The sequence below is a fragment of the Aquipuribacter nitratireducens genome (genome assembly GCF_037860835.1).
In the GTDB taxonomy this organism is placed as follows: domain Bacteria; phylum Actinomycetota; class Actinomycetes; order Actinomycetales; family JBBAYJ01; genus Aquipuribacter; species Aquipuribacter nitratireducens.
In genome coordinates this window covers 278,681-291,341 of sequence record NZ_JBBEOG010000005.1, presented here as the reverse complement: position 1 = coordinate 291,341, position 12,661 = coordinate 278,681, and the positions used below count along the sequence as shown (strand labels likewise).

Annotated in this window: 10 protein-coding genes; 9 read left to right on the top strand and 1 reads right to left on the bottom strand. The window is 74.9% G+C overall.

Annotated features, from left to right (window positions below):
* Position 1 precedes the first annotated feature (1 nt).
* The 7 genes from WAB14_RS12010 (at position 2) to acs (ending at position 8,377) form a co-directional block, all read left to right on the top strand.
* On the top strand, positions 2-1,414 hold the full coding sequence (locus WAB14_RS12010; RefSeq protein ID WP_340270067.1) for a sensor histidine kinase: 1,413 nt from the start codon (positions 2-4) through the stop codon (positions 1,412-1,414).
* Positions 1,415-1,438: 24 nt separating this feature from the next.
* The gene (locus tag WAB14_RS12005; RefSeq protein ID WP_340270065.1) at positions 1,439-2,191 is read left to right on the top strand and encodes a LytR/AlgR family response regulator transcription factor; all 753 of its coding nucleotides are present in this window, start codon (positions 1,439-1,441) and stop codon (positions 2,189-2,191) included.
* 95 nt (positions 2,192-2,286) lie between these two features.
* Positions 2,287-2,616, top strand: a complete 330-nt coding sequence (locus WAB14_RS12000; RefSeq protein ID WP_340270063.1) for a hypothetical protein — start codon at positions 2,287-2,289, stop codon at positions 2,614-2,616.
* Entirely contained in the window at positions 2,613-4,223 is a 1,611-nt protein-coding gene (locus WAB14_RS11995) for a sodium/solute symporter (protein ID WP_340270061.1), read from the top strand. The genes WAB14_RS12000 and WAB14_RS11995 overlap by 4 nt, the downstream gene beginning before the upstream one ends.
* A gap of 93 nt (positions 4,224-4,316) precedes the next feature.
* Positions 4,317-4,682 (top strand): DUF485 domain-containing protein, encoded by a 366-nt coding sequence (locus WAB14_RS11990; RefSeq protein WP_340270059.1) that lies wholly within the window; start codon positions 4,317-4,319, stop codon positions 4,680-4,682.
* A gap of 11 nt (positions 4,683-4,693) precedes the next feature.
* Positions 4,694-6,298: a solute symporter family protein gene (locus WAB14_RS11985; RefSeq protein WP_340270122.1), complete on the top strand. Its 1,605-nt coding sequence runs from the start codon at positions 4,694-4,696 to the stop codon at positions 6,296-6,298.
* A 99-nt stretch (positions 6,299-6,397) separates the two neighbouring features.
* Positions 6,398-8,377, top strand: coding sequence for an acetate--CoA ligase (gene acs, locus WAB14_RS11980; RefSeq protein WP_340270057.1), 1,980 nt, complete (start codon positions 6,398-6,400; stop codon positions 8,375-8,377).
* A 287-nt stretch (positions 8,378-8,664) separates the two neighbouring features.
* On the opposite strand, the gene WAB14_RS11975 is transcribed toward acs, so the two are convergent.
* Positions 8,665-9,579, bottom strand: a complete 915-nt coding sequence (locus tag WAB14_RS11975) for a type IV toxin-antitoxin system AbiEi family antitoxin domain-containing protein (protein ID WP_340270056.1) — start codon at positions 9,577-9,579, stop codon at positions 8,665-8,667.
* A 386-nt stretch (positions 9,580-9,965) separates the two neighbouring features.
* Here WAB14_RS11975 and WAB14_RS11970 point away from each other — a divergent pair, with 386 nt between their 5' ends.
* Positions 9,966-11,372 carry a dihydrolipoyl dehydrogenase family protein gene (locus WAB14_RS11970; RefSeq protein WP_340270055.1) on the top strand — a complete coding sequence of 469 codons (1,407 nt, stop codon included), beginning with the start codon at positions 9,966-9,968 and terminating at the stop codon, positions 11,370-11,372.
* A 129-nt stretch (positions 11,373-11,501) separates the two neighbouring features.
* A complete protein-coding gene (locus tag WAB14_RS11965; protein WP_340270054.1) occupies positions 11,502-12,650 on the top strand; it encodes a baeRF2 domain-containing protein in 1,149 nt (382 codons plus the stop codon).
* Positions 12,651-12,661 lie beyond the last annotated feature (11 nt).

The window sequence follows — 12,661 nt, the reverse complement described above, 5'->3', positions numbered from 1 at the left end:
GGTGAACTCCTTCGTCCGGTTCGGGTGGGACCTCGTCGACGAGGTCCCTCGCTCAATTAGGCTACTCGCCGAACGAACTCCTGTCGAGCGCGTGCGCGACCCGCACCGCGATACTGCGCCGGTGGCGGCGTGGGCGCAGGTCTGGGCAGGTGCGCTGCCCGGCGGGACGGCCGGCCAGCCGCTTCTCGCCGTCCTCGCCGTCGCGGTCGCAGCCCTCGTCGCGCTGGCGTACCTCGCCGGCAGGCGCGGTGGGCCGGGACGACGGCTGACGTCGGAGGCCGACCGCGCCCGCTTCGACACCCTCCACCTCACCGCCCTGGCCGCCCCCAGCCTGCGCCAGGGCCTCACCGCCGCCGGGGCCCGCCCCGCCGCCCGCCACCTGCGGGCCCTGCTCGGGACGTCGGCCCTCGCGGTCGTCGTGCCCGGCGAGCTGCTCGCGTGGGAGAGCGCCGACACCGACGCCGCGCAGGTCGTGGCCGGTCGGGACGGGGCCGCCCGCCGGCTCGTCGCACCCCACGGGCACGACCCGCTCGGGCACGCCGCCCGCGCCGTCCACGAGAGCCGGACCCGCGTGCTCGGCTCCACCGAGGTGCGCTGCGGCGCCCCCCGCTGCCCGCTGCGCGGCGCCGTCGTCGCCGTCGTCGCCGTGGAGGACCGCGTGCTCGGCGCGCTCGTCGCGTACTCCGCCTCGCGCCCGACCGCGCCGCTCGTCCAGGCGACGGAGGAGGTGGCCCGCTGGGTCGCGAGCCAGGTGGAGCTCGCCGACCTCGACCTGCAGCGGACCCGGACCGCCGAGGCGGAGCTGCGCGCCCTGCGCGCCCAGATCAGCCCCCACTTCGTCTACAACTGCCTCGCCGCGATCGCCGTCTTCGTCCGCACGGACCCCGACCGCGCCCGCGAGCTCCTCCTCGACTTCGCCGACTTCACGCGGTACGCCTTCCGGCGGGAGGCGCAGTTCACCACCCTCGCCGACGAGCTGCGCAACGTCGAGCGCTACCTCGTGCTCGAGCAGGCCCGCTTCGGGGACCGGCTGACGGTCGACCTCACGGTCGCCCAGGAGGTGCTCCAGGTGACGCTGCCGTTCCTCTGCGTGCAGCCGCTCGTGGAGAACGCGGTCCGCCACGGCCTCGAGGCCGGCCACGGCAGCGTCCGCGTGGCGGTGCGCGCGGAGGACGACGGCGACGCGGCGCTCATCAGCGTCGACGACGACGGCGCGGGCGCCGACCCGGACGTCGTCCTCGCCGCCGTCGAGGGGCGCGGCGCCCGGGAGTCCATCGGGCTCGGCAACGTCGACCTGCGGCTGCGGCAGGTGTTCGGCGACGAGTCCGGCCTCGTCGTCGACACCGCGCCCGGCGCCGGCACGTGCGTGAGCTTCCGGGTGCCGAAGTTCGCCGCCGGCGTCCGGCCGGGCTGAGGTCCCCTGCCGTACCCTCGCGGGGTGGGCGCCGAGGACGGCAGGCTGCGCGTGCTCGTCGTCGACGACGAGCAGCCGGCCCGGGAGGAGCTGGTCTTCCTCCTCCAGCGCGACGACCTCGTGGGGGAGGTCGTGAGCGTCGCCCGGGCCGACGAGGCCCTGCGGCGACTGGGCGGCGGGGACGTCGACGTGGTCCTGTCCGACATCCACATGCCCGGGCTCGACGGCATCGACCTCGCCCGCGCCGTCCGGGCGCTCGCCCGGCCGCCGGCGGTCGTCTTCGTCACCGCCCACGACGAGCACGCGGTGGAGGCGTTCGACCTCGCCGTCGTCGACTACGTCCTCAAGCCCGTCCGGCCCGCGCGGCTCGCGGCGGCGCTGCGCCGGGTCACGGCCGGCGCGGCGCCCGCCGCGCAGACCGACGACGAGACCCTCGGCGTCGAGCTCGGCGGGGTCACGCGGTTCGTCCAGCGCTCCTCGGTGCTGTGGGCCGAGGCGCAGGGCGACTACGTCCGCCTCCACACCGCGACCGGGTCCCACCTGCTGCGCTCGACCCTGTCGCAGCTGGAGGAGCGGTGGTCCCGCGCGGGCTTCGTCCGCGCCCACCGCTCGCTGCTCGTCGCCGTCGCGGCGGTCCGGGAGCTGCGGACGGAGGACGGCCGGCACGCCCTCGTCGTCGGCGACGGGGCGGTCCGCCGGGAGCTGCCGGTCGCCCGCCGCCACGCGCGCGAGGTGCGCGAGCGCCTCGCCGAGCGCGGCGCGGGCGCGCAGGCGTGAGCGAGCCGACGCGGCGCCGTCCGGCTCGCGTCCGTGTGAGCCGGACCGTCCCCGTGCGGGGCCGCTCGAGTCCCCCGCCCCGCAGCCCCGACGTCGTGAGCGTCTACGACCGTGCCCTGCGCCGCGCGCAGCTGCGCTGGTCGCTCGGGTCGCTGCTCGTCGTCGTCCTCCCGCTGCTCGCCCTGCCCCTCGCCGCCGTCGTCGCGCCCTCGCTCCTCGCCGCCCCGCTGCTCGGCGTCCCGGTGGCGTGGCTTATCCTCGCCGCGGGCGTGTACCCCGCGTTCTGGCTCGTCGGGCGCTGGCACGTCGCGGGCGCCGAGCGGACCGAGGCGGAGTACCGCGAGCTGCTGAGCGGGAGCGACGGCACCGGGAGCCCGGACGCCACCGTCCCGGGCGCGTCCCGCGACGACCGCGGGGCGCCGTGACGGCCGGCGCCCAGGAGTACGCCGCGCTCACGGCCGTCGCGGTCGTCGTCGCCGTCACGGTCCTCGTCGCCTCCTACGGGACGCGGCTGTCGCGGACGACCGGCGACTTCTACGTCGCGAGCCGGTCGGTGCGGCCGTGGTGGAACGCGAGCGCCATCGGCGGGGAGTACCTGTCGGCGGCGAGCTTCCTCGGCGTCGCCGGCCTCGTCCTGCTCGAGGGGGCCGACGCGCTGTGGTTCCCCATCGGCTACACCGTCGGGTACCTGCTCCTCCTCGGGTTCGTCGCGGCGCCCCTGCGCCGCTCCGGCGCGTACACGCTGCCCGACTTCGCCGAGGTGCGGCTCGGTTCCGCGCGGGCGCGCCGCGCGTCCGCGCTCGTCGTCGTGGTCGTCGGCTGGCTCTACCTGCTGCCGCAGTTCACCGCCGCCGGTCTCGTGTGGTCGACGGCCACGGGTCTGCCGCGGGAGGTGGGGACGCTCGTCGTCGCGGCCGTCGTCGCAGGCGCGGTCGCGGGCGGCGGCATGCGGTCGATCACGATCGTCCAGGCGGTCCAGTACTGGCTCAAGCTCACCGCGATCGCCGTCCCCGCGTGCGTCCTGCTCGCGCTGTGGGGCCGCCAGGGCGCCCCGGTGCCGCCGGTGCCGGCCGGGTGGGGTGTGCCGAGCGCCGCGCCCGCCGACCTCTACGGCACGTACTCGCTGCTGCTCGCGCTCCTGCTCGGCACCATGGGGCTGCCCCACGTCCTCACCCGCTTCTACACGAACCCCGACGGCACCGACGCACGCCGCACGACGCGCACGGTCATCGGGCTGCTCGGCCTCTTCTACGTGTGGCCGCCGGTCTACGCGCTGCTCGCGTGGCTGTGGGCGCCGGGGCTGGCGGCCCCTGGGCGGGCCGAGACCGTCGTCGTCGACCTGCCGGCGCTCGCGCTGCCGGGTGCTGCCGGGGTCGTCCTCAGCGCCGTCGCCCTCGGGGGCGCCTTCGCCGCGTTCCTCTCCACCGCGAGCGGCCTCACCGTCGCCGTGTCCGGTGTCCTCGCCCGGGACCTGGTGCCGGGGCGGCTCGCCGGCCGCCTGACCGGTCAGGGCAGCGGCGACCCCGCCGCCGGACGCGCCGGGGTCGCCCGGTTCCGGCTCGCGACGCTCGGGGCGCTCGTCGTCCCCGTCGGGGTCGCGCTCGTCGGCGTCGACGTGCCCCTCGCCGCGACGGTCGGGCTCGCGTTCGCCCTCGCGGCCTCGACGTTCGCCCCGCTCCTGCTCCTCGGGATCTGGTGGGACGGGCTGCGCACCGGCCCCGCGCTGCTCGGCATGGGCGCCGGGGGCGCCGCCGCGGCGCTCGCGGCGGTGCTCACGCTGACCGGGGTGAGCGCCCGCGCGCCGGTGTGGCTCGGGGAGGCGCTCGCCCAGCCGGCGGCGTGGACGGTCCCCCTCGCCGCGGCCGTCATGGTCGCGGGCTCCCTCGCCGTCCGCGCCCGCGAACGGCGCCGGGACGCGCCGGCGGAGGAGCGGCCGGGTCTCGCGCCGGCGCTGCTCCACCGCCCCGAGCGAGCCGGGTCGAACGGGTCCGGCGGGGCCGCTCGTCGCGGGGCACCTACCGCTCGTCGCTGAGCCGCCCCGCAGGTCTCCACGCGGTCGGGCGGCGCCCCCCACCCTGGCGCCCGACCGGTCGCACAGCCGCGACCCACGGCACGAGGAGGTCCCGTGAGCACCACGCACGAGCCCCGGCGGCACACCGCCGCCCCCGAGGACGACGTCCTCACGACGTGGCAGGAGGTGCAGGCGAACCCCGAGTTCCAGGCCCTCCGCCGCGCCTTCCGCCGCTTCGTCTTCCCCATGACCGTCGCGTTCCTCGTCTGGTACTTCACGTACGTTCTGCTCGCGGCGTACGCGACGGAGTTCTTCGCGACGCCGGTGTTCGGCAACGTCAACGTCGGGATCCTCTTCGGCCTCGGCCAGTTCGCCTCGACCGCGCTCATCACCGCCGCGTACGTGCGCTGGGCCAACCGCAACTTCGACGCCAAGGCCGAGCACCTCGCCGGCACCGTGCGGCTGGAGGAGCACCGGTGAGCGCCGTGCCCATGGGCGCCGCCGCGGCCACGCAGGTCGGCAGCCCGCTCGTCAACATCGCGATCTTCGTCCTCTTCGTCGCGGTCACCCTCGTGGTGGTCTTCCGGGCCTCGAAGAACACGAAGACGGCGGCCGACTACTACGCCGCCGGCCGCTCGTTCACCGGCACCCAGAACGGCACGGCGATCGCCGGCGACTACCTGTCGGCGGCGAGCTTCCTCGGCATCGCCGGGGCCATCGCCGTCAACGGGTACGACGGCTTCCTCTACTCGATCGGCTTCCTCGTCGCGTGGCTCGTCGCGCTCCTGCTCGTCGCGGAGCTGCTGCGCAACACCGGCAAGTTCACGATGGCCGACGTCCTGTCGTTCCGGCTGCGCCAGCGCCCGGTCCGCATGGCGGCGGCGACCGCGACCCTCGCCGTCAGCTTCTTCTACCTGCTCGCGCAGATGGCGGGCGCGGGTGGGCTGGTCGCGCTCCTGCTCAACGTGGAGTCGCAGGCCGGGCAGTCGCTCGTCATCGCCGTCGTCGGCGCGCTCATGATCGTCTACGTGCTGGTCGGCGGCATGAAGGGCACCACGTGGGTGCAGATCATCAAGGCGACGCTGCTCATCGCCGGCGCCGGGCTCATGACGGTCTGGGTGCTCGCGCTCGCCGGCTTCAACCTGTCGGCGCTGCTCGGCACCGCGGTCGAGGCGGCGGGCAACCCCGACCTCCTCGGGCCCATGCAGCAGTACGGCGCGAGCAACCTCACGAAGCTCAACTTCATCTCGCTCGCCCTCGCGCTCGTGCTCGGCACGGCCGGGTTGCCGCACGTCCTGATGCGCTTCTACACGGTGCCGACGGCGAAGGAGGCCCGCCGCAGCGTCGTGTGGGCCATCACGCTGATCGGGCTGTTCTACCTGTTCACGCTCGTCCTCGGCTTCGGCGCCATGGCGTACGTCGGTCAGGACCGGATCCTCGCCGCCCCCGGCGGCGTGAACTCCGCGGCGCCGCTGCTGGCGTACGAGCTCGGCGGCACGCTGCTGCTCGGTGTCATCGCGGCGGTCGCGTTCGCGACGATCCTCGCGGTCGTCGCCGGCCTCACGATCACCGCCGCCGCGAGCTTCGCACACGACATCTACGCGAGCGTCATCAAGAACGGCGAGGGCAACCCGGACGCGGAGGTGCGGATCGCCCGCTGGACGGTCGTCGTGATCGGCGTCATCTCGATCCTCGGCGGCATCGCCGCGAACGGGCAGAACATCGCGTTCCTCGTGGCGCTGGCGTTCGCCGTGGCGGCGAGCGCGAACCTCCCGACGATCCTGTACTCGCTGTTCTGGCCGCGCTTCAACACCCGCGGGGCGCTGTTCAGCATGTGGGGCGGCCTCATCTCCTGCATCGTCCTCATCAGCCTGTCGCCGACGGTGTCGGGGGCGGAGACGTCGATGATCCCCGGCGCGGACTTCGACATCTTCCCGCTCGCGAACCCGGGCATCGTCTCCATCCCGCTCGCGTTCTTCCTCGGGTGGCTCGGCACCGTCACCGGCCGGCCCTCGCCCGAGCACGACGCGAAGCAGGCCGAGATGGAGGTCCGCTCGCTCACGGGGGCCGGGGCCGAGAAGGCCGTCGCCCACTGAGCCCGCGCGCGGCGGCCGGTGGCGACCCCGCCGGCCGTCGCGCTCGCCCTGCCCAGCCTCACTACCGTTGCCCCCGACCGCCGCGCGAAGGAGCAGAGCATGTCGACCACGTCCACGAAGACCCTCGAGAACCTCTCGGTCGAGAGCCGTCGCTTCCCGCCGCCCGAGGACTTCGCCGCGCAGGCCGTCGCGACGGCCGAGCTGTACGAGGAGGCGGCCGCCGACCGCCTCGCGTTCTGGGCGAAGCAGGCGCGCGAGCGCCTGTCGTGGGAGACCGACTTCACCGAGACCCTCGACTGGTCGGACCCGCCGTTCGCCAAGTGGTTCGTCGGGGGGCGGCTCAACGCGGCGTACAACTGCGTCGACCGCCACGTCGAGGCCGGCAACGGCGACCGGGTCGCCATCCACTGGGAGGGCGAGCCCGGCGACACCCGCACGCTCACGTACGCCGACCTGCAACGGGAGGTGTCGAAGGCTGCCAACGCGTTCGCCGCCCTCGGCGTCGGTCAGGGCGACCGCGTCGCGGTGTACCTGCCGATGATCCCCGAGGCGGCGATCACGATGCTCGCGTGCGCCCGGCTCGGGGCCGCGCACTCCGTCGTCTTCGGCGGCTTCAGCGCCGACGCGCTGCGCAGCCGCATCGAGGACGCGGAGGCGACGCTGGTCGTGACCGCTGACGGCGGCTACCGCCGCGGGGCGCCGTCGGCGCTCAAGCCGGCCGTCGACGCCGCCCTCGAGGCCGGCGGCGCGAGCGTGAAGGACGTCGTCGTCGTCCGCCGGACCGAGCAGGACGTCGAGTGGACCGAGGGCCGCGACCACTGGTGGCACGACGTCGTCGACAGCGCGTCCGAGGAGCACACGGCGGAGGCGTTCGACAGCGAGAACCCGCTCTACATCCTCTACACGTCCGGGACGACGGGGAAGCCGAAGGGCATCCTCCACACGACCGGCGGCTACCTCACTCAGGTCGCCTACACCCACGCCACCGTCTTCGACCTGCGCCCGGAGACCGACGTCTACTGGTGCGCCGCCGACGTCGGCTGGGTGACCGGGCACTCCTACGTCGTCTACGGCCCGCTCGCCAACGGGGCGACGCAGGTGATGTACGAGGGCACGCCCGACACCCCGCACAAGGGGCGCTGGTGGGAGATCTGCGCGAAGTACGGCGTCACGATCCTCTACGCCGCGCCCACCGCGATCCGGACCTTCATGAAGTGGGGCGAGGAGATCCCCGGCGAGCACGACCTGTCGTCCATCCGCCTGCTCGGGTCGGTCGGCGAGCCCATCAACCCCGAGGCGTGGGTCTGGTACCGCCGCGTCATCGGCGGCGACACCGCCCCCATCGTCGACACGTGGTGGCAGACCGAGACGGGCGGGATGATGATCAGCCCGCTGCCGGGCGTCACGACGCTCAAGCCGGGGTCCGCGCAGGTGCCGCTGCCGGGCATCAGCGCCGCGGTCGTCGACGACGAGGGCAACCCGGTCGGTCCGGGCGGCGGCGGGTACCTCGTGCTCACGGAGCCGTGGCCGTCCATGCTGCGGACGATCTGGGGCGACGACCAGCGCTTCAAGGACACGTACTGGTCGCGCTTCCCCGGCCGCTACTTCGCCGGCGACGGCGCGAAGCTCGACGAGGACGGCGACGTGTGGCTGCTCGGCCGCGTCGACGACGTCATGAACGTGTCCGGGCACCGGCTGTCGACGACGGAGATCGAGTCGGCGCTCGTGTCGCACCCGGCGGTGGCCGAGGCCGCGGTGGTCGGCGCGACGGACGACATGACTGGCCAGGCGCCGGTCGCGTTCGTCATCCTCCGCGGCAACGCGGACGCCGTTCTCGGCGACACCGACCCGCAGGAGGCGCTGCGGGCGCACGTGGCCAAGGAGATCGGGGCGATCGCGAAACCCAAGCGGGTGCTCGTCGTCCAGGAGCTGCCGAAGACCCGCTCCGGCAAGATCATGCGGCGGCTGCTGCGGGACGTCGCGGAGAACCGGGAGCTCGGCGACGTCACGACGCTGACGGACGCCGGGGTCATGGGTCTCATCCAGGACGGTCTCAAGGGCGCCAAGTCGGAGGACTGACGGGCGGCGCGGGTGGGGCCTCGGCGCCCCACCTGCGCCCGCGGGTCCGGAACCGGACCGTGGGCGCAGTCACACCCCCACCCGCACCCCAACGTCCGGAAACCGGACCCCCGGGCCGCGCCACACCCCCCACCCGCACCCCAACGTCCGGAAACCGGACCCCCGGGCCGCGCCACACCCCCCACCCGCACCCCAACGTCCGGAAACCGGACCCCCGGCCCGCGCCACACCCCCCACCCGCACCCCAACGTCCGGAAACCGGACGCCGCGACGCCGGCCGCGAGGGTTCACTCAGAGGGCGGCGCGGATGGCGTCCGGGCCGTCGAGGGGTCCAGGGTGTCGAGCCAGGTGAAGCGCAGGACCCGGTGCCCGAGCGCGACGAGCCGGTTCGCGCGCACCCTGTCCCGGTGCAGCGCGTCGGGGTCCCGGTGCACGGCGGCGCCGTCCGCCTCGATGATCAGCAGGCTCCCGTCGCGGCGGCGGAAGGCCATGTCGACCCGGGCGACGAAGGAGCCGTCGCGGATCTCGAGCTGGACGAAGTCCGGCTCCAGCCCGGCTTCGACACACCGGAGCCGCACCCTGCTCTCGAGAGCTGACTCGGCGCGCCCGTCGGCCATGACGAACAGGTCGACCACGTGGCCGCCACCGTGCCGGCCGGCCACCCGTCCGGCGAGGGCCTCCGCGTCGGCAGCGGACAGGAGGCGCTTGCGCAGGGCCTCGTCCAGCAACGAGATCGCGTCGAGGCGGTCGACGCTGAGCGCGACGTCGAGCACACTTCGGGCCGGCGTCGTCACCGGCAGGCGCCCCCAGCGGCTGATGTCGGAGGGCTGCAGCGGCCACTCGTGAGGCACCAGGTCCGGCGCCGGCCGCATGCCGCGGCCGGGCGGGACGACGACCTCGATCGGCCGGACCGGCACGGTGGTCAGCCCCCAGGCCCGCGCGGCTGTGGCGCCGGCCACCACGACGTCGGCGACGGTCAGCGCGACGGCGTTCGCCCGGGCGTACGGGTCGCGGAGCGCCACGTCACTGTCGATGAGGACCACCCCACGGCGGATCGGTCGCCACTCCCCGATGCGGAGCTTGCCGCGGAGCTGGCCGCGGGTGATGCCGGCGTCGCGGACCTGGGCGACTGTGACGACGCCACCTTGACGTCGCGCCAGCGCGTCGAGATCGCACGGCACTGTCGTCGTCGGGATCGTCATGGCCCGAGCCTGCCGCCACCGCGGGTGGCCGGTGTCGCGTCATCCACAGGCCCGGCAGTCGTCCACAACCCGCGACGACACCCCTCCCCACCACCACAACGTCCGGAAGCCGGACACCCGGGCCACCCGACACCCCTCCCCACCACCACAACGTCCGGAAGCCGGACACCCGGGCCACCCGACACCCCTCCCCACCACCACAACGTCCGGAAGCCGGACACCCGGGCCACCCGACACCCCTCCCCACCACCACAACGTCCGGAAACCGGAAACCCGGGCCACCCGACACCCCTCCCCACCACCACGACGTCCGGAAACCGGACGCCCGGGCCACCCGACACCCCCTCCGGGATGCGGCGCGGCGCACGACGACCCACGCTCACGCCATGAGCGACGACGACCGGTCCGACGAGTCCTACGACGTCGTCGTCGTGGGGGCCGGGCCCGCGGGTACGACCGCCGCGGTCCGTGCCGCGGAGCTGGGGGCGCGCACCGCCGTCGTCGAGGCCCGGCGCACCGGTGGGACCTGCGTCAACACCGGGTGCGTCCCCACACGGGTGCTCGCGAAGACCGCCCGGTTCCTCCGGGAGATCCGCGACGCGGACGCGTACGGCATCGACGTCGACGACGTCACGATCAGCTGGCCGCGGACCGTCGCGAAGGTGCGGGCGGTCGTCGACCAGGTCCACGACGCCAAGGGGGACCAGGAGCGACTGCGGCGGTCGGGGGTCGACGTCCTCCTCGAGGGCCGCGCCTCCTTCGTCGACCCCCACACGCTCAAGCTCGCCGACTCCGGACGTCGCATCCGGGCCGACCACGTCGTCCTCTGCGTCGGCGGGCGATCCCGCCGGCTGCCCGTGCCCGGCGCGGAGCTCGCCCGCGTACCGGAGGAGGTGCTCGACCTGCCCGACGTGCCCGGCCGCGTCGCGATCATCGGTGCCGGCAACACCGGCGCCCAGCTCGTCACGGTCTTCAGCGCCTTCGGCTCCCGGGTCACGCTGCTCGACACCGCCCCGCGGATCCTCGCGCCGATGGACGAGGCGATCGCAGAAGTCGTGGCCACGTCCTTCGTCGCCGACGGGGTCGACGTCCGGACGGGGATCACCACCGTCACGGGCCTCGAACGCGTCGCGGGCGACGGGATCCGCCTCACCTGGGAGGACGGTGACGGCCAGGCCCAGCGGGTGGACGTCGACGTCGTCGTCATGGCGACGGGCTGGCCCGCCGCGACGGACGGCCTGGGACTCGAGGCAGCGGGCGTCGAGACCGACGGTCCCGCGATCCGGGTCGACGAGTACCTCCGCACGACCGCCGACCACGTCTACGCCGCGGGCGACGCCAACCAGCAGGCGATGCTCGTGCAGGCCGCGCACGTCGAGGCCGACGCCGCCGCGTGCAACGCCGTGCTCGGCCCGGCTCGACGCGCTCCGCACCACCTGCTGCCGAGCGGGGGCTTCACCGATCCCGACTACGCCGGCGTCGGCCTCACCGAGGCGCAGGCCCGGGAGCGGGACCCGGAGGTCGTCGTCGCGACCGTGCCGTACTCCTCGCTCGAGCGGGCGATCATCGACGGGCGCGAGGAGGGCGTCCTCAAGCTCGTCGCCGACCGCCGTCGTGAGGTGCTCCTCGGCGCCCACGCCGCCGGGGAGGCGGCCGTCGAGGTCATCCAGTCCGTGACCACCGCCATGGCCGCCGGAGCGGACGTCGAGACCCTCACGCGCGTCGAGTTCGCGTACCCCACGTACAGCGCGGTCGTGGGGGAGGCGGCGCGCGCCCTGCTCGGGCGGCGCTGAGCCGGCACCGACCCGCCGGCACCGACCCGCCGGCACCGACGCCGACGTGCCGCGCGTCGTTTCGTCACGGTGCGTCCGGGTACCGCGGAAGGGACACCTACCCACCCGACGCGCCGGAGGAGAACGACCGTGCACCTGGGCTGGCTCAGCGAGACCGTCACGAGCGGAGGGGCGGTGGCAGCGGTCCACGTCGACGTCACCCGCACCGACCCGCAGGGGGAGCACACGACGCAGCTGCACTGGCAGGCGGTGCGCGACCAGCTCGGGGAGCAGGGCGCACCGGACCCTGTCGTCGACGCCGTCGAGCAGCGCGTCACGACCCCGACCGGCGAGGGCGGCGAGCTCGGTCGCCACCTCGTGCTCGACGCCGACCACCCCGACGAGCCGCTGCTCGACCTGCTCGTCGAGCACCGACCGACCGGGGACGCGGCGAGCTTCGGCCCGGTGCCGTCGCTGGTCCCGCTCCTGCGGGCCCTCGACAGCGCCGTCCCGTACCTCCTCGTCGAGGCCGACCGGGCCGGCGCGGACGTCACCGTCGTCGACTTCCTCGGGCGGCACGTGCGCTCCCATGGGGTCGAGGGCGGTCACGAGCTGCTCCACAAGGTCCGCAGCGGCGGCTGGTCGCACCGGCGGATGCAGTCCCGGGTCGAGGACTCGTGGGAGCGCAACGCGGACGCCGTCGTCGCCCACGTCCGCCGGCTCGTCGACGCGCACCACCCGGAGGTGGTCCTGCTGACGGGCGACCCGACCGCGTGCGGTCTCGTCCGCGACGGCCTCGCGGGTACCCCGGTCGCGGACCGGCTGCAGTGGCTGCGGGCGGGCGGACGCGCGGACGGCGTCGACCGGGACGCGCTCGACACGGAGGTCGCCGACGCGCTGCGAAAGGTCCGCCTGGAGCGGATGGGCGACGTCGTCGCCCGCTTCGAGGCGGCCCGCGGTCAGGACTCCCTCGCGTCCACGGGTCTGCCGGGGGTGGTCGGCGCGGTCCAGCGAGCGGCCGTCGACACGCTCCTCGTCGCCGTCGACGCCCTCGACGAGACGACCCTCTTCACCGATCGCAAGAACCCGACGCTCGTCGGCACGAGCGAGTCGGAGGTGCGCGACCTCGGCGGGCAGGACGTCGTCGAGGCGGCAGCCGTCGACGTCCTCGTCCGCGCGTGCGCCGCCCAGGACGCCTCCCTCGAGCTGGTCGACGGCGTCGAGGGCGCCCTCGAGGACGGGGTCGGTGCGCTCCTGCGCTTCGACGTCCGCCCCGCGACGCCCACCGAGGGGGCGTAGCAGCCCGACCG